Here is a 16,379-nt window from a genome sequence, read left to right on the forward strand (position 1 = left end):
TCCTCGGCCCTTTAGCTGATGTCGGTGGTGAGCCGGACCATCCTGATCGGGCGGCCCATGTCGAGAACGCGTTCGGCGGTGTCCTCGCCCCAGCCGGCTGATTCGAGGAAGCCCAGCACCGCGTAGTTGTCGGCGAACGCCCAGGTGACGATCTGCCGGAAGCCGTCCTCGCGCAGGTGGTCGACGGTGGCGTTGAGCAGGCGGCTGCCGTGGCCCCGGCGTACGAAGTCGGGATCGACCAGCAGTGTCAGCATCTCGGCCACCACGCCGGGATCGAGGTCGGGGTCTTCCGCGGGGGCGTGGGAGGCCAGCCCCACCACGCGCTCGCCGCCACGGGGGGTGGTCAGGGCGGCGCTGCCCCCCTTGCCCAGCGCGGGGAAGCCCTCGGTGTCGAGGATGGTCTCCACGGCCACCAGCACCCGATGCATGGGGGTGGGCGGGGCGACGATCGCCTCGTCCCACTGGCGCAACCACATCTTCTCCGCAGCCGCGCCGGTCATCTGCTCGAGTGGCCCCTCGGGCAGGAAATCCCGATAGCCGTAACGCCAGGCGCGGATCTGCGTATTCGCAACCTGGAGCACATCCTCGCGCCGGGCCGCCCGGACGCCTACGTCTGCCATCTCGGCCCGCTCCTTCGACTGCCGTTCATGCCACAAGGCACGACTTACACCGTATCGGTGTTTGACCCTTGGGGATGACGCGAACCCTTCTTCCTGGCCCGGTAGGCCCGGGTCTTGGTGCGGTTGCCGCACACACGCATGGAACACCACGAGCGCGACCTGTTCTTCGACGCATCGATGAACGCCCACTGGCACGTCCCCTCCGCACACACCTTGAGGCGGTCCCACGACGCTGTCACGGCCGACACGGCGATCGCCGCCAGCCCGCCCCGCACGCCGCCTCCCGCCGTGGCGGGCTCGGGCCGCTCGCCCTGCCTGACCCTGATCATGAGGGGCAACGCGGGCAGCTCGGCCGCCTCGCGCCTGAGCGCCGTCCTGAGCGTCTCGCGCAGGGCGATCGCGGTGTGCAGGTCGTCGTCGGTGGCCCGGTCGCGCGGCTCGGCCAGGCCGCGCTCGCGCAGCCACACGGCCAGCTCGGCGGGGGACGACAGCTCGTCCGCCTGGGCTTCGACGTCGTAGGTGTTCACGAAGTCGCGTACGAGCTCCGCGGGGCACGGCATGCCGGTCACTCTAATGGGCGTGGATCAAGCACACGTGCGCGCCCTCAGGGATCCATGGTGACCTCGTCCAGTGCCCGGGCGAGCCGGCGTACCCCTTCGTGCAGCTCAGCCAGGTGCGCGGCGGCCAGGTGGGTCACCCGGATCCGCGGCCCCGGCGGCTCGGAGGGATAGTAGATCCGGCCGGGGCTGACCAGCGCGCCGTTGCGCCGCGCGGTCGCCACCAGCGCGCCCTCGTCGATCGCGGCCGGCAGCCGTACCCACAGGTGCATCCCGCCTGCGGGCAGCAGGTGCGGCTCGGCCCGCGGCATCCGCGCGGCGAGCGCGGCGGCCAGCGCGTCGCGGCGGACCTCGATCTCCGCGTGGACGGCGGCCAGGTGCCGCCGCCACGCCGGTGACCCGACGAACTCCAGCGCAGTCTCCTGCAACGGCCGTGCCACGAAGAACGACTCGACGAGCTGCCCGGCCCGTAGCCGGTGCGCGGCCGGCCCTCTGGCGATCACCGCCGCCACCCGCATGCTCGGCGACAGGATCTTCGTCAGCGAACCCACGTGGACCACCGTGCCGTGCCTGTCCATGGACGCCAGCGACGGGGGTGCCTGCGCGGTCAGGTAGCGGGCGAAGTCGTCCTCGATCACGAACGCGCCCGCTGCCCTGGCGACGTCCAGCACCTGCACCCGGCGCCCGGCCGGCAGGGTCGCGCCCGTCGGGTTGTGCAGGGTGGGCTGGCAGAGGAAGACCCTTGCCCCGGTCACGGCGAACGCCTCGGCCAGCAGGTCGGGCCGTACTCCTTCGCGGTCCATGGGCACCGCCGTGGGCCGCAGCCCCGCGGCCCTGGCCGCCACGAGCGCGCCCGGGTAGGTGGGCGTCTCTACCAGCACCGGCGTGCCGGGCGCGGCGAGCGCGCGGAACGCGTGGGTCAGCGCCGCCTGCCCGCCGCTCACGATCAGCGCGTCGGCGGCGGTCACGTCGCCTCCCGCCTGCGCCGCGAACCATCTGCGCAGTTCGAGCAGGCCGGGCAGCGGCGGCATGGCCCAGGCGCCGGGCCGCCGCACGGCCCGCGCCGCCGCCGCGGCGAGCTGCCGGTCGGGCCGCAGCCCCGGACGCAGGTAGCCACCCGTGAGCGGTACGGAGCCTTCGGCCGCCACACCCAGCAACTCCGCGACGGGGCCTTCGTCGACCACCCGGTCGCCGAGCGCGACGGTCTGCCACGACAGGTCCGCCGCGTCCTCGCTCCTGGCCACCTGCTGGGCCACGTACGCGCCGCTGCCGGGTCTCGTCACCACCCGCCCCTCGGCGGCCAGCTGTCCGAGCGCCCGCGACACCGTGACAGGACTGACGTTGTGCCTGCGCATGATCTCGCGGCTCGACGGCAACCGCGCGCCGGGGCCGAGCCTGGCGGCCTCGCCACGCAGCATCGCGGCGATCTTGGCGATACTGCTATCGTTGTCCATGAAGAAGGAGAATAGCGCTACTGTCGATGTTGGAGTAGCGGTCCCCACCTCGGAGCGGGGCCTGCGACGCCGGGGCACCGCCCTGGCCTTCCTCGGCGTCCTCGCGTTCTCCGGTTCCTTTCCCGCCACCGTCCACGCGATGCGGGGCTTCGACCCGTGGCTGACCGCCGTGGGCCGGGCGGCCGTGGCAGGCGTGGTGGCCCTGATCTGCCTGAAGGCCGCCGGCCGCCCGTTGCTCCCGCCGCGCGACCAGCGGCGCGCCTACGTGCTGATCTCCCTGGGCGTGGTCCTCGGCTTTCCCGCCTTCAGCGGTCTGGCCCTGGACCTGGGCGCGAGCACGGCGCACGCCGCGGTGGTCACCGGGCTCCTCCCCGCAGCCACCGCCGCCTGCGCCGTCGTGTCGGCCGGCGAGCGCCCCCGCCCGCTCTTCTGGGCCGGTTGTACGGCCGGAGCCGCCGCCATCACCGCCTTCACCCTCACCCAGCACCACGGCAGGCCCACCTGGCCCGACCTGCTCCTGGTCGGCGCCCTGCTGTCGGCGGCGGTCGGCTACACGGAGGGCGGCCGGCTGTCCAGGCAGACCCCTGGCTGGCAGGTGATCTCCCATACCCTCGTCCTGTCGCTCCCGCTGACGGTGCCCATCACGGTGGTGCTGGCCCTGGCCACGCCGATGACCCCGACGCCGCCGTCGGTGGCCGGTCTCGCCTACGTGGCGCTGGTCTCGATGTTCCTCGGCTTCTTCCCCTGGTACGCGGGCCTGGCCCAGGGCGGCATCGCCAGGGCGGGACAGACCCAGCTCACCCAGCCGCTCCTGACGCTCGCCTGGGCGTGGGCGCTGATGGGCGAGCGATTCGGCCCGGTCACGGTGGTCGCGGCGCTGGCCGTCCTGGTCTGCGTGGCCGTCACCCAGCGAGCCCGTACTTGAAAGACGTGACGCCGACACGCAGGATGGGGGAGGAGGTGTCACACATGGCGGACCTCACGATCCCAGAGGGCGGTTTCTGGCCTGCGCCGCAGATCCCGCAGCCCAACATCTATCCCATGGAATGGCGAGTCGAGACGGAGAAACTCGCCGCCATCTACGAGAAGTCCAAGCGCATGGTCTGGAACCCGGCCGACCTGCCCTGGGACGGTCTCGACCCGGACGACTTCACCCGCGAGCAGCGCCTGGGCATCATGTACTGGTTCGCCGTCCTGGCGAACTTCGACGCCTCGGGGCCGGCGGTGTTCGCCCGGGCCACCATCCAGGCCTTCGAGAAACACGAGGAGGACCCGGTCAGGAAGTGTTTCTTCTCGATCACCCGTGACGAGATGAACCACGAGGAGTGTTGCCAGCGGGCCATCGCCAAGCTGTGGCCGGGCGGGCCGCTCGACTGGACGCCCTCCGACGACCTCGAATCGGCCGCTCACAACAACATCGGCTGGCTCTATCACAACGGCGGCCGCTACTGGAACGGCTACAACTCGGCCGTGGGCAAATACTCGCTCCCGGTGCTGTTCACCAGCTTCATGATGGGCGAGATGGCCGCCTCGACGCTCTTCAGGGGCATGGCCTCGGGAACACAGCACCCGGTGTTCGGCGAGATGTTCCAGCGCATCGGCAGGGACGAGTCCCGACATCTCCAGATTTGCATGACCATTCTGGAGAACGAGTGGCCAGGGCTCACCGAAGACACCAAATCGCTCATCACGCGTCAGCTCAGGGCCGGTTTCGTCTTCCTCAGCATGATCCTCTGGGAGCCTCCCGAGGGCTTCTGGGAGCTTCCGCCGTACTTCCTGGCCAACCACCGCGTCCTCATGGACCACGCCAGGGAAGCCGGGCTCGGCGTCCTGTCGTACGAGGAGCAGGCGGAGAACTGGCGCGTGGCCATGGCGAGGGTCCGGGCGATCGTGGAGCGCTGGGGGATCGCCTTCCCCGCCATCCCGGAGCTCGACCTGGAAGGGGTGGAGGTGGACTTCATCGACCCCGAGGAGATCATCCCGGTCTTCTAGCCTGAAGTCCGCGCCATCGGACTCAGGGGAGCTGGGGAACTGCGGCGAGGTGCCCGCCCTGCTCACCGACCGTGTCCCGGCGGGTAAGGCCATCGCCACGGCGGGCGTGGTCGCTCTCGACCGAGAAGCCGAGGCGGGTGGGCTCACGACTGGTCCTGGCCGGTGACACCGGCGGCAGGGCCGGGGGAGGTCGATATCGCGCGGAGGAGTTCCCCTGTTCGCCGCGGTCGCCTGGGTCGCCTGGGGGTTCGCCCGCACTGGGGGCGGCCCCGTCGCTCGACGCCTGGCGCGAGCGCGCCGCCGCTTCCGGGCGGGCGTGGGTCATGAGGTGGACGACACCACGACGGTCGTGCGCGTGTGGTTGCGCCTCGTGCCGTACGGGTCGTCGCCGTTCGGGGATGCGCTCGCGAACGTGAGGCCTATGAATCCCGATTTATGGGCCATTTCTCGGGGCTGTGCACATATGTGCCCCGATAAGGGACGGTGAAGACCCATCCCTGCTCTCTGAGGTAGGCAACGGCCTGGCGTACGGTGACTTTGGCGACGCCGTACTGGCGCATCATCATCTTCTCGCCGGGAATGGCTCTGTTCGGTGGAATATCGCCATTTTTGATATTTTATGCGACTTCTCCGGCGATCTTCTGATAAATCGGCATCGTCTTGGACGATCGCGGCGCACTCGGCGGGCCGACGAATGTGCCTTCACCCTGCACGGTGTATGCCAGTCCTTGTTCGCGCAGTTCCCGGGCCACCCGTCGGGCGGTCGTCCGTGCGATGTCATATTCCTTTTCGAGCGTGGCCTCGCTCGGCACCGGATCGCCCGCTTGGAGTTGTCCGCGTTCGATCTGATCGCGGACCAGGCCGGCAACCTGCTTGTAGAGAGGAACGAGTCCTTCGCGATCTAGCACGTCCGAACGATAGACGACACCGTACATGTTCTGCTCAAAGCGGACGTCTGCTAGGTCTATGGATACATAGAGGGTGGGCAAGGCCCATGCAGTCTCCACAGCATGGCCTTGCCCACCAGTTGACGGTCTACAGTGCCGCGTCTGAAGCCCGTCAAGCAAGAGGTGGCGCCGGAAACCGTCCTGCACCAAAAGTGTTTCGCGCCGGTCTCTGGCGACGCGCCTGCCCAACCGCACGACGTAAACGATCGGGCTTCGCCCGGGACCGGCACGAAACCATGGACGTGACGACGCGCCCTCCGGAGGCACAAAGCCACGCCATGGCGGGTGCTGGCCGACTGATGTCCATATCGGCCTCCCGCGGCTTTAGGCTCTCATGGTTGTCCCTTGGAAAACTGCAGATCGTCGCTATGCACAAGATCATGGCCTTTGATGTTGGCTGGGCGAGAGTCCGCAGTGGATTGGGTCTATGTCGGGATTCGTCGCCAGCCCGCATCTACGATGATCAGGTGGTCGAGGAGTCGTACGCCGACGGTCTCGGCAGCCGCGAGGAGCTGGGCGGTGGCTTCCAGATCGGCCACACTCGGCTCCAGGGACCCGCCCGGATGGTTGTGGGCCAGGCCGAACATCGCGCCACCCGCGGTCAACACTTCGGTGATCACCTCCCGGATCGGCACCGTCGTGTGGTCGGCCCCGCCTTCGGACAGCACCACGCGTCTGAGCACCCGGCCACGGATGTCACACACCACCAGGACCAGCCGCTCCTGAGCACGATCTCGCAGCAGGGGAGCGCACGCGTGTGCCAGGTCGGACGTGCTGTTGATCTGCTCCCGCTCCGGCCACGCGTCCGCCCGCCGTACGAGATGGAAGGCCGCACTCACCCGCGCGGCCTTGGCCGGGCCGATGCCGGGCACGGTGAGCAACCTGTGCGGCTCGGAGCGGCTGAGCGCCTCCAGATCCCCGCAGTGCTGAATCACCTGGCTGGCCAGATCAAGAGCACTCGACCCGCGAAACCCTGAGCCCAGCAGCACGGCCAGCAACTCCCGATCGGCCAGCGCAGCGGCGCCGCTGGCCATGAGCCGTTCGCGGGGCCGGTCGCCCTTTGGCAGATCCTTGACTCGCATCGACAACCTCCGCGACCCGTTCTATCAACGCGCACCGACAATCTCTGACCTGCGCATTTGTCGCGGACGACGCCTGTCCACTATCGCCCCCACAGGGCGAGATATCGTGCTACCACGGCATGCGGTCGGACGGGGAATCACGCCCAGCTCCTTCCGCACGCCGACATGAGCGATGCCTCTGTGGCCCTCTGAGGCAGCCGCGCAACGCTCGGTCCCCGGCGACATTCCCCTACCTGACGGGGAAGCGTGTGGGGTGACGGCGTGCATCATGAACCGGCCGACGTTCCGATGTGACGGGGGGCTTGAACGTCTTCGGCGTATGACGCCGGCTCGTTCCGGTGGGAGGCAGAGGACAGGCGTTCGGGCGGGAGGTGGGTAGCGGGTGAGGCTGCTCGAAGACCGCGCATCGCCGCTTTCTGAACGGGTCACGGGCCGGCGTGTGGGTCAAGCCGCACCAGGCCGTGCGCGGAAAACTCGCTGCCGCAAACCTGCTCGACCTATCCCGCGTCGTACTCCACTACGCCCACGTTCAGGCTATAGGGGGGTGGACTACAGGTTCCAGCCCCGTGGACCGGGCAAGCAAGGTTCGGAGATGCCCCATCCCGTCCGACCGGTCCGGACTGTCTGTCGTGGTCGGTGTCTCATCTCCCAACACCCACACAGAGAGGGTCCCAAGCCGGTCGTGACCGAGCTTCAGACGAAACGCGGCCCTCGCCACGGCGGGCACGGCAAGCCTGGAAGCTCGCATCACGTACTGATGCGCCACCAGCCGGCGCGTACTCGTCGTCACAACACGCCATCGGGAATGTGCCCGTGAGTCTGGCCGTGGAGGCGATGACGAAGGCCCCGGCTCCGGGCGAGAAAATGCGCTCGCCCGGAGCCGGGGCCCGAGGCCCTAAACCGGCATGCTGTACGTGATCCGGAAGCGGTCTCCCGGGATGACGATGTCGCTGGTCTCGACGGGACGATCGCCGGCCCAGTGGGTGCGTTCGATGTGCAGAACATGAACGCCTGCGGCCAGGTCGAGCGCATCGATCTCGGCGGGACGGGGGACTCGGGTGTGCACACTTTCGACAATCTCGGTGATCTTCACACCATGGGCGTACATCCTCGCCACCAAGCTGCGCCGTTCCTCCTCGGAGTGCGCGGCGAACTCCATCGGCTCGTAAGAGGTGGCGAGTTGCAGCGGCCGGCCGTCGCCGCGATAGACGTAACGCGTTTTGCTCAGCGTGGTCGACTCCTTGAGGCGTAGCCGCCTGGCGATGTCGGGGCCCGCTTCGGCCGGCTCGCTGTGCCAGTCCCATGTCACGCGTCTTCCTTGAGACTGCAGGTCTGCCGCGAACGGGGCGGGATGGTCCAAGAACCGCCATCGATGCAATGAGGTTAGGTCGGGGCGCTCCCTGACGTAATGGCCCGAGCCCACGCGGCCGATGATGAGGCCTTCACTCGCGAGCACGCGGAGGGCGTGACGGGCGGCGGTCTCGCCGACCTGATATTTGCGGGTCAGCTGCGCCCGCGACGGAATGGGCGCGCCGGGGGGAAGGGTGCCGTCGGTGATCTGTCGCCGGATGTCTTCGACGACACGCAGGTAGACCGGATCTGAGGTGGCCACTAGTCCATCCCTGGGGGTTCGTGTGAGGCGTTGCCCTATGTTGCCGTATTCGGCAGGTAACCGACCGTCATCGATGACTGCTGGAGCCCCAACTTTGCGATGGCGGAAAATTATCGGAGAAACCCTGTAACGCGGATGTAAGGGACGCCGATTCTCCGATAGAGGTCGTCGATGTGTGTACCCCCGAGCACATATCGGCGACCTCTTCCATGCCCAAGCACCAGTGGCTCCTTGATCGGGCAAGCCCGTGTGCGGTCCGCCCGCCGTCCGGTGAGAACCCTCGCGGCGAGACATGCCACTTCGACTGCCCTGGTGTCCTACGTCCGCAGGTCGGACAGTACGGCATCGTTTGAAGGGTCACCGGCTCAGCAGGATCCCGACACGACACCGGAGTGCATCAGCCGCAGGGCCCTCCTGTACCGAGCTCAGCCACGAGCCGTGCAGCGACGTCGACGGGGCCGGGGAGCACGCAACCAACCTATTGGCCGGCCGCGGCGCCGAAAACGGAGCGGGTGCGTGGTGCTTCACCGTCATCCGGCCCGCAACGCCGAGGTGAAGTCAGGGATGGGGTTGCGGTCGAGGTCGGGAACGACGGCAGAACTGACGTAGTACAGGGGCAGGCACGGCCATGACGTCGCCTCCGGCGCGAGGCGGAGTAGGCGGCCCCCGTCGCTGGCGGTCGAACGGCGCGGGGAGGCCGGGCGAGGTAGGGACAGAGGGAGAGCGGACGAGGGCCAAGTAGAACAGGTGGACTCCGTGGTGGGCGGTCTGGGTGGGCAGGGACAAGCACCGGCCCTGCATGGTCGGGGATCTGCCAAGATGGCCGTGGTCAGCTCGCGGCGTGCTGGGGCCGAGTGAACGGCGTCCGCGAAGGTGTGCCCGGCCGGGGAGGCCGTAGAGTTGTGAGCTGATCTTGCGAGGTAATGGTCGGCGCCACTGGCGGGTGGCTGGAGGAGTCGGCCGAAGGACCTATCGTGGGATAAGCGGCACGAGTTGCTGTCGAAAGGGGGCAAAAGGCGGCTCCAGGCAGGCAAAGCGGGGTGGCGACGTCCAATGGATTTCTGAATCCAGGTAGCGTTCGCACTATGGCATCGCCCACTGGATCCACCAAGGCGCCCTTCGGCCGTATGCTGACCGCGATGGTCACGCCGTTCACTTCCGACGGCGAGGTCGATTATGTGGCTGTGCGACGTCTTGCTACCTATCTGGTAGACGAGCAGCGGAATGACGGCTTGATCGTCAACGGGACGACCGGTGAGTCGCCCACCACTTCTGACGAGGAGAAACAGCGTATCGTCAGTGCCGTCCTCGACGCGGTCGGTGACCGCGCCGCCGTGGTGGCGGGAGCGGGCTCCAACGACACCCGCCATAGTGTCGATCTCGCGAAGCAGGCGGCACGCGCCGGCGCACACGCCCTGTTGGTGGTGACGCCTTACTACAACAAGCCCCCGCAAGAGGGTTTGTATCGACACTTCACCGCCGTCGCCGACGCGACCGATCTGCCCGTGATGCTTTATGACATCCCGGGACGAAGCGGAGTGCCGATCAAAACGGACACTCTCATCAGGCTGGCGCAGCACGAACGCATTGTGGCCGTCAAGGACGCCAAGGGTGATCTGTTCGCCGCCAGTCAGGTGATGATCTCGACCGATCTTGTCTTCTATTCGGGAGACGATCTGCTCAACCTGGCCTGGCTCTCGCTCGGAGCCGCCGGGTTCGTGAGCGTCGTCGGACATGTGGTGGGCGCCGAGTTGGCGCGAATGATCCACTTGCACAAGAGCGGCGAAGTCGCTCAAGCGCTGGCCCTGCACAGTCAGGTGGCTCCCGTAGTGGACGGGATCATGCTGCGTGCGGGCGGCGCGATCATGACAAAGGCGGCACTGAGGCTGGTGGGTATGCCGGTAGGACCGGTACGGCTGCCGCTCGTGGACGCGACAGAGAAGCAAATCGCCGAGCTGCGTGCTTGCCTGGTGGCCGGCGGGGTGAAGTTGACAGACGCATAGGAACGGGGAGGAACTGGAAGTTTTGAGAACACGATCTGACCGTGGGGGCCGGCCATGAGCCATCCGCATCCTGAGCTTGGCCCCCCACCGGCGCTGCCTCACGGCGGCTTGCGCATCGTCGCGCTCGGCGGGCTGGGCGAGATCGGCAGGAACATGGCCGTCTTCGAGTACGAGGGCCGCCTGCTGATCGTCGACTGCGGGGTGTTGTTCCCCGAGCCCGACCAACCGGGCGTCGACCTCATCCTGCCCGACTTCGATTACATCAGGGACCGGCTCGACGACGTCGAAGCCGTCGTACTGACGCACGCGCACGAGGACCACATCGGAGCGGTGCCCTATCTGCTGCGCGAGCGGCGTAATATCCCGCTCATCGGATCCAAGCTCACGCTTGCCCTGATCGAGGCCAAGCTCACCGAGCATCGGATCCAGCCGACCAAACGCGAGGTCGTCGAGGGCGAACGGCACGTCTTCGGGCCTTTCGACTGCGAGTTTCTCGCAGTCAACCACTCGATCCCCGACGCGCTGGCTGTGGCCATCAGGACGCCGGCCGGCATCGTGCTGCACACCGGCGACTTCCGCATGGACCAGTTGCCGAGCGACGGACGCCTCACCGATCTGGGAGCCTTCGCCAGGCTCGGCACCGAGGGCGTCGACCTGCTGATGTCCGACTCCACCAATGCCGAGGTGCCTGGCTTCGTCACCAGTGAGCGGGAGATCGCTCCGGTCATCGACGAGGTGATCCGTACCTCGGAGCAGCGCGTCATCGTGGCGAGCTTCGCCTCTCACGTCCACCGCATCCAGCAGGTCATGGACGCCGCCGCCCGGCACGGGCGCAAGGTCGCCCTGGTCGGACGCTCGATGGTGCGCAACATGGGAGTGGCTCGCGACCTGGGCTATCTCAAGGTGCCACAGGGGCTGATCGTCGACTCGCGCGACATCGAGGAGTGGCCGCCGCAGGACGTGGTGCTCGTCTGCACCGGATCCCAGGGCGAGCCGATGGCGGCGCTGTCGAGGATGGCCAACCGCGATCACCCGATCCGCATCGCCGAGGGCGACACGGTGCTCCTGGCCTCCTCGCTGGTGCCCGGTAACGAGACCGCGGTCAACAAGGTGATCAACGGTCTCACCCGGTGGGGCGCACGGGTCGTGCACAAGGGCAACGCCAAGGTGCACGTCTCCGGACACGCGGCCGCCGGTGAGCTTCTCTACGTGCTCAACCTGACACGCCCGTCGAACTTCATGCCCGTGCACGGCGAGTGGCGCCACCTGCGCGCCCACGCCAAGCTGGCCGCCCTCACGGGTGTGCCGGACGATCACATCGTGATCGCCGAAGACGGCGTCGTGGTCGATCTGCTCGACGGTCGCGCGAAGATCGTCGGCGCGGTGCACGCGGGGTATGTCTACGTCGACGGCTCGTCGGTCGGTGAGATCACCGACACCTCGCTGAAGGACCGCAGGATTCTCGGGGACGAGGGATTCATCTCCGTGGTCGTCGTGGTCGACTCCAACACCGGGAAGCTCACGGCGGGCCCCGAGATCCACGCGCGTGGTTCGGGCATCGACCCTCTGCAGTTCGACGAGTTCATTCCTCAGATCCAACGGGCTCTTGAGGAGAAGGCCGCGGACGGAGTGGTCGACATGCAGGAGATCCGCCGGGTGGTCCGGCGCACCGTGGGCCGCTGGGTGAGCGACACCTATCGCCGCCGTCCGATGATCATCCCCGTGGTGCTCGAGGTCTGACCCCGCTGACGGCATGGCAGCCGGAACGCCTGATGGTACGGCAGGCGTTCCGGTCCTGCGCACCGCCGGACGGACACTTTTTCGCTGCGGTCTTGTGATCCGTAGGTCAGGGGCCTCGTATGGGCCGACGTCAACCTGGCGGGATCTTGCATGTAGCTCAGTCGACATCTCAGGCGTTCCTCCTGCGCATCAGCCAGGCTGCCGCTAGCAGGGGGAGAGCCGCGTAGGCGACCAGCACGGCGGCCGCCAGCGCGGGAGGCAACAGCGAGCCGTAAACCGAGGTTGTGATCGTGTCGCCGGTGATCTCGCGGGGAAGCGCTCCGATCATCACGGACCCGAGACGCTCGCTCCAAGGCTCGGGGATGTTGCCGATGATCATGGGGATGACGTAGACGAGACCGACGAGGATGGCGATCGCACCGGCGCTAGAGCGCATGAGCGCGCCGAGGCCAAGGCCCAGCAGTGCGAACACCGGCACCGAGACGCTGATGGCGATCAGGAGCGGAAGACGGTCCGCGAACACGGCGGTGTACGCGCCCGAGAACCGGTCACCGAGCACCCATCGGGTGACGGCATAGGTGCCGAAGACCGCTGTCGCACCGGTGATCAGGCCCAGTGCTCCCACGACCGCGGACTTGGCGACGAGCATCGGCCACCTGCGGGGGACGATGGTCAGGCTTGTTCTGATCATGCCGGTCGCGTATTCGGACGTGATGGCCAGCGTGCCCAGGATGCCCATGCAGAGCTGAGGCACGATCGCGACCACCTCCTCGATGTCCGCGATGCGAGCGCTCAGGCGTTGTTGGGGTGGGGCGTCGTCGTACATGCCGGCCGCCATGTTGGCCAGCGCGTAACCCAGCAGGACGGCGCTGATGCCGAGGACGAGAATGAGGTGGGTCGAGCGAACGGAGCGGAGCTTGATCCATTCCGACGCGAGCACGCCCGCGAACGAACTCATCGAACACCTCCGAATTGCACGCTGGACGCGGTCAGCGCCATGTAGGCGTCTTCGAGCGATGGGTAGGCCGCCGTCAGCTCCGCGACCGTCGACTCGGCGACCAGCTTGCCGCGGCCGATGATCACGATGCGCTCGGCGGTGAGGGCCATCTCGCTCATGAGATGGCTGGACAGGAGGATCGTCCTGCCTTCAGCGGCCAGCGAGCGCATGAGGCCGCGGATCCACCGCACGCCATCGGGATCGAGGCCGTTGACAGGCTCGTCGAACATCAACACGTCGGGGTCGCCGAGCAGGGCGGCCGCGATACCGAGGCGTTGTTTCATACCGAGCGAGAAGCCGCCTACGCGTTTGCGGCCGACAACCTCCAGGCCAACCTGCTTCAGCACCTCGGTCACTCGGTCGGGGCCGATGTCGTTGGTGCGAGCAAGGCAGAGCAGGTGGTTGTAGGCGCTGCGTCCGCCGTGGACGGCACTGGCATCCAAGAGCGCACCCACTTCGTGCATCGGCCTGGTGAACGATGCGTAAGGTCGGCCGTTGATGAGCGCGTGCCCGGAAGTGGACGCATCGAGGCCGAGGATCAGGCGCAGGGTGGTGGACTTGCCGGCCCCGTTCGGGCCCAGAAATCCGGTCACGTGCCCGGGGCCGGCCTTGAAGGACAGGTCGTCTACCGCGAGTGTGTCGCCGTACCGTTTCGTGAGGCGGTGGAGTTCGATCACGCCGTAAAGGATGCGGTGCGGAGGGTCGGCAGCGCGTCGGACCACGGTTCGAATCTGAAGGTCAAACCCTGGGCTGACGTGCGCTCGCCGCTTCAACCGCTACGGTTCAACGCGTGGACGACAGCCATCCCTTCTTCGCCCGGCGCTTGAGCCGCATCCAGCTGATCATGCTCGATCTGGCGGTGGGGCTGTGCTTCGGGTCCGTGGGCTTCACGATGGCGGTCAACGCCACGGCGCTGCCACCATGGCTGAGGTTCGCTCTGCCCTTCGGGCTCGGCCTGCTGATGTCGGTGCGCAGACTGTGGCCGCTGCCTGTGTTCTGCCTGACGTTGGTGCTGGCCGTCTTCGCCGTCATGACCGATGCCATTGGGTTCGCCTACCTCGCACCCGCGTACGTGCTCTATATTGTTGCGCTGTCCGACAGGGTCGGCCCCTTGGTCCCTTCGTCCGCCATCGGAGGATTAAGCCTGGTCTCGCTGCTGGGGTTGACCCTGGCGGGTGCGCCACAGGACAGTGCTCCCGACTGGCTGGTCCACTTCGACAAGCCGCTCATGGGGATCGCGGCCCTGGGCGGCTCATGGACGATCGGCCGTGCCGTGCACGAGCGCAGGCATTATGCGGCGCGCGAGGCCGGGCGGCTGGCGTCGCAAGCGGTGACCGACGAACGGCTGCGCATCGCTCGCGAGTTGCATGACGTGGTCACGCACAGCGTGGGATTGATCGCCGTCAAGGCGGGCGTGGCCAATCATGTGATGTCGACCAGGCCGGAGGAGGCACACGACGCTCTGCGGGTGATCGAGACAGCCAGCCGCAGCGCACTGGTCGAGATGCGGCACCTGCTCGGCATGCTGAGGTCCACCAACGTGCCCGACCTCCTGCCCGCCCCGGGCATCGAAGGGCTCGATGAGCTCGCGGAGCAGGCGCGGCTGGCCGGGGTTGACGTGGAGTTGAGCCTTCGCCTCGGTGGTACCGGTTCTGCTGGGCGGGTGCCTGATGGTGATGCTCACGACCCACGGGACCGGCTGCCTGATGGCGTGGGGTTGTCGGTCTACCGGATCGTGCAGGAGGCGCTGACCAACGTCGCCAAGCACGCGGCGCCCGCCCGGTGCCAGGTCTCCGTCGTGGCCGACGGCAAGGACGTAAGGATTGAAGTGATGAATGATGGACGGGGGAGACGCACGTTGCCTTCCGCCGGCACCGGGCACGGCCTGATCGGGATGCGGGAGCGGGTCATGATGTACGGCGGCACGTTCGAAGCGGGAAGCAGGAATGGATACGGGTTCCGTGTGTTCGCCCGGTTGCCCTATCAGGAGGCTCCGTGATCCGGGTGGTCGTGGCTGACGATCAGGCGTTGCTCAGGGGAAGTTTCAAGGTGCTGGTCGACTCTGAGCCCGACCTGGGTGTGGTCGGGGAGGCCGCGACGGGGGCCGAAGCGGTCACCGTGGCCATGGAGGAGCGGCCCGATGTCGTGTTGATGGACGTCCGGATGCCGGAGATGGACGGTATCGAGGCCACCCGCAGGATCAAGGATGTTTCCCGGGTGCTGGTGGTGACGATGTTCGATCTTGACGCGTACGTTTACGACGCGCTTCGGGCTGGAGCAAGTGGGTTCCTTCTCAAGGACACGCCCCCTGCGGATCTGCTCGCCGCCATCAGAGTGGTTGCGCGCGGGGAGGCATTGCTGGCGCCAACGGTGACGCGAAGGCTGATCGAGGAGTTCACCCGCACCCCGGTGACGCCACCGGTGAAAGGGCTGGACGGGGTTACCGACCGGGAAAGGGATGTGCTTACGCTGATCGCCCGTGGGCTGTCCAACGGTGAAATCGCGGAGCATCTTCAGGTGAGTCTGGCCACGGTGAAGACCCACATCACGCGACTGCTGGCCAAGTTGGAAGCGCGTGATCGGGCGCAACTCGTCATCGCCGCATATGAGAGTGGGCTGGTTTCCGCGGCGGGCTGATTCACATCGTCATTGGGTGCTTTCGTACATCCAGCGAAGCAGGAGCTGGAGTCGTTATGGAAAGAGTGGTGGTGTGCCGCAGCGCCACGCTCGCGAAGTGAGCAGCAGAGAACTGCAGGGATTTGCGGTCAAGCGACGATATACGCCAACGTTAGTTTTCCCATGTCGCTGAAACCTGCCTATTGCCAGCCATTGAATGTGTGCGCCGCCGAACGGACCCTTTCTCTCGCGTACCGCATCGAGGAGCCAGCGCGCGGTCGCCTCCGCTTGCGAGATCAAATCGGGTGGATAGTTCAGTAGCACCTGGTGCTCGGCGAACTCATCCTCGTCATCGAGGATGAGCCGGCCGTCACGCAGACGGATCACGTCCAGGTCAAGGTCCAGCATGGTCACCTCACCGTCCCTCCACTCCGGGATGGTGGTGACGTCAACATAGATTTCGCTTTTGTGGGGAGGGGTGTTGACGAGGCCGTCCACCAGGCGTTCCGGGGAAACAGCATGATGTACAGCGGTTGAAAGTCTGAGGTGACACGGCGTGGTTGCGTGCTCGCGGCGGGGTTCGGGAGTATGCCGGTGGGATGCGTTATCCGGATGGTGGTGGTCTGACCCCAGCGGCGCGAGCCAAGCGTGAACAGGTCCGCTTGGAGGCTGCCGGGCTGTTCGCGGCGGGCATGTCGCCGCCTGTGGTGGCCAAGAAGCTGCGGGTCTCACGCAAGTCGGCCTATGTCTGGCACCAGG

The 16,379-nt window shown here is 67.2% G+C and carries 16 protein-coding genes and 1 pseudogene; 7 read left to right on the forward strand and 10 right to left on the reverse strand.

Translation table 11 applies throughout. The features are described 5' to 3' along the window. Nucleotides 1-11 precede the first annotated feature (11 nt). From E1267_RS21030 to E1267_RS21040, 3 genes are read right to left on the reverse strand one after another with little or no spacing between them, the layout of a single operon-like run. On the reverse strand, nucleotides 12-620 hold the full coding sequence (locus tag E1267_RS21030) for a GNAT family N-acetyltransferase (protein WP_165959707.1): 609 nt from the start codon (nucleotides 618-620) through the stop codon (nucleotides 12-14). A gap of 44 nt (nucleotides 621-664) precedes the next feature. Further along, a complete protein-coding gene (locus E1267_RS21035; RefSeq protein WP_132334300.1) occupies nucleotides 665-1,180 on the reverse strand; it encodes a CGNR zinc finger domain-containing protein in 516 nt (171 codons plus the stop codon). Nucleotides 1,181-1,224: 44 nt separating this feature from the next. Continuing rightward, on the reverse strand, nucleotides 1,225-2,631 hold the full coding sequence (locus E1267_RS21040) for an aminotransferase-like domain-containing protein (RefSeq protein ID WP_165959708.1): 1,407 nt from the start codon (nucleotides 2,629-2,631) through the stop codon (nucleotides 1,225-1,227). On the opposite strand from E1267_RS21040, the gene E1267_RS21045 reads away from it, so the two are divergent. Together E1267_RS21045 and E1267_RS21050 are read left to right on the forward strand one after the other, a co-directional pair. Beyond that, entirely contained in the window at nucleotides 2,630-3,556 is a 927-nt protein-coding gene (locus E1267_RS21045) for a DMT family transporter (protein WP_132334301.1), read from the forward strand. The genes E1267_RS21040 and E1267_RS21045 overlap by 2 nt on opposite strands. Nucleotides 3,557-3,600: 44 nt before the next feature. Beyond that, the gene (locus E1267_RS21050; protein ID WP_132334302.1) at nucleotides 3,601-4,623 is read left to right on the forward strand and encodes a hypothetical protein; all 1,023 of its coding nucleotides are present in this window, start codon (nucleotides 3,601-3,603) and stop codon (nucleotides 4,621-4,623) included. A gap of 419 nt (nucleotides 4,624-5,042) precedes the next feature. Here E1267_RS21050 and E1267_RS46505 read toward each other — a convergent pair whose 3' ends face one another. The 4 genes from E1267_RS46505 to E1267_RS21065 all read right to left on the reverse strand — a co-directional run bounded on the left by E1267_RS46505 (nucleotide 5,043) and on the right by E1267_RS21065 (nucleotide 8,264). After that, nucleotides 5,043-5,237, reverse strand: a complete 195-nt coding sequence (locus E1267_RS46505) for a GntR family transcriptional regulator (RefSeq protein WP_281283673.1) — start codon at nucleotides 5,235-5,237, stop codon at nucleotides 5,043-5,045. Nucleotides 5,238-5,240: 3 nt separating this feature from the next. Then, on the reverse strand, nucleotides 5,241-5,612 hold the full coding sequence (locus E1267_RS46510; protein ID WP_246064089.1) for a GntR family transcriptional regulator: 372 nt from the start codon (nucleotides 5,610-5,612) through the stop codon (nucleotides 5,241-5,243). Nucleotides 5,613-5,995: 383 nt separating this feature from the next. Then, nucleotides 5,996-6,652, reverse strand: coding sequence for a RadC family protein (radC, locus tag E1267_RS21060; RefSeq protein WP_132334303.1), 657 nt, complete (start codon nucleotides 6,650-6,652; stop codon nucleotides 5,996-5,998). A gap of 895 nt (nucleotides 6,653-7,547) precedes the next feature. Next, a complete protein-coding gene (locus tag E1267_RS21065) occupies nucleotides 7,548-8,264 on the reverse strand; it encodes a GntR family transcriptional regulator (RefSeq protein ID WP_132334304.1) in 717 nt (238 codons plus the stop codon). 1,085 nt (nucleotides 8,265-9,349) lie between these two features. On the opposite strand from E1267_RS21065, the gene dapA reads away from it, so the two are divergent. Beyond that, nucleotides 9,350-10,267, forward strand: a complete 918-nt coding sequence (gene dapA, locus E1267_RS21070; RefSeq protein ID WP_132334305.1) for a 4-hydroxy-tetrahydrodipicolinate synthase — start codon at nucleotides 9,350-9,352, stop codon at nucleotides 10,265-10,267. 54 nt (nucleotides 10,268-10,321) lie between these two features. After that, nucleotides 10,322-12,007, forward strand: a complete 1,686-nt coding sequence (locus E1267_RS21075) for a ribonuclease J (protein WP_132334306.1) — start codon at nucleotides 10,322-10,324, stop codon at nucleotides 12,005-12,007. Between the two features lie 169 nt (nucleotides 12,008-12,176). Here E1267_RS21075 and E1267_RS21080 read toward each other — a convergent pair whose 3' ends face one another. Continuing rightward, entirely contained in the window at nucleotides 12,177-12,965 is a 789-nt protein-coding gene (locus E1267_RS21080) for an ABC transporter permease (RefSeq protein WP_132334307.1), read from the reverse strand. 74 nt (nucleotides 12,966-13,039) lie between these two features. Further along, a pseudogene (locus E1267_RS21085) lies at nucleotides 13,040-13,681 on the reverse strand (ABC transporter ATP-binding protein); the annotation flags it as partial. A 113-nt stretch (nucleotides 13,682-13,794) separates the two neighbouring features. Between E1267_RS21085 and E1267_RS21090 the strand changes: the two are divergent. Then, the gene (locus E1267_RS21090) at nucleotides 13,795-15,003 is read left to right on the forward strand and encodes a sensor histidine kinase (RefSeq protein ID WP_220449593.1); all 1,209 of its coding nucleotides are present in this window, start codon (nucleotides 13,795-13,797) and stop codon (nucleotides 15,001-15,003) included. After that, a complete protein-coding gene (locus E1267_RS21095; protein ID WP_132334309.1) occupies nucleotides 15,000-15,641 on the forward strand; it encodes a response regulator in 642 nt (213 codons plus the stop codon). Before E1267_RS21090 ends, E1267_RS21095 begins: the two co-directional genes overlap by 4 nt. A 54-nt stretch (nucleotides 15,642-15,695) precedes the next feature. Here the strand turns inward: E1267_RS21095 and E1267_RS21100 are convergent, their stop codons facing one another. Beyond that, nucleotides 15,696-16,118 (reverse strand): DUF402 domain-containing protein, encoded by a 423-nt coding sequence (locus E1267_RS21100; RefSeq protein WP_220449594.1) that lies wholly within the window; start codon nucleotides 16,116-16,118, stop codon nucleotides 15,696-15,698. A gap of 101 nt (nucleotides 16,119-16,219) precedes the next feature. Between E1267_RS21100 and E1267_RS47330 the strand changes: the two genes are divergently transcribed. Next, a partial coding sequence (locus E1267_RS47330) for a helix-turn-helix domain-containing protein (protein WP_132328558.1) occupies nucleotides 16,220-16,379 on the forward strand: 160 nt, incomplete at its 3' end.

It is taken from the genome of Nonomuraea longispora (assembly GCF_004348345.1).
GTDB classification, from domain to species: domain Bacteria; phylum Actinomycetota; class Actinomycetes; order Streptosporangiales; family Streptosporangiaceae; genus Nonomuraea; species Nonomuraea longispora.

What these genes read in the sequence shown, in the direction of transcription:
- E1267_RS21030 (WP_165959707.1), bottom strand. Translation starts at nt 620, where the DNA reads ATGGCAGACGTAGGCGTCCGGGCGGCCCGGCGCGAGGATGTGCTCCAG.
- E1267_RS21035 (WP_132334300.1), bottom strand. Translation starts at nt 1,180, where the DNA reads ATGCCGTGCCCCGCGGAGCTCGTACGCGACTTCGTGAACACCTACGAC.
- E1267_RS21045 (WP_132334301.1), top strand. Translation starts at nt 2,630, where the DNA reads ATGAAGAAGGAGAATAGCGCTACTGTCGATGTTGGAGTAGCGGTCCCC.
- E1267_RS21040 (WP_165959708.1), bottom strand. Translation starts at nt 2,631, where the DNA reads ATGGACAACGATAGCAGTATCGCCAAGATCGCCGCGATGCTGCGTGGC.
- E1267_RS21050 (WP_132334302.1), top strand. Translation starts at nt 3,601, where the DNA reads ATGGCGGACCTCACGATCCCAGAGGGCGGTTTCTGGCCTGCGCCGCAG.
- radC (WP_132334303.1), bottom strand. Translation starts at nt 6,652, where the DNA reads ATGCGAGTCAAGGATCTGCCAAAGGGCGACCGGCCCCGCGAACGGCTC.
- dapA (WP_132334305.1), top strand. Translation starts at nt 9,350, where the DNA reads ATGGCATCGCCCACTGGATCCACCAAGGCGCCCTTCGGCCGTATGCTG.
- E1267_RS21075 (WP_132334306.1), top strand. Translation starts at nt 10,322, where the DNA reads ATGAGCCATCCGCATCCTGAGCTTGGCCCCCCACCGGCGCTGCCTCAC.
- E1267_RS21080 (WP_132334307.1), bottom strand. Translation starts at nt 12,965, where the DNA reads ATGAGTTCGTTCGCGGGCGTGCTCGCGTCGGAATGGATCAAGCTCCGC.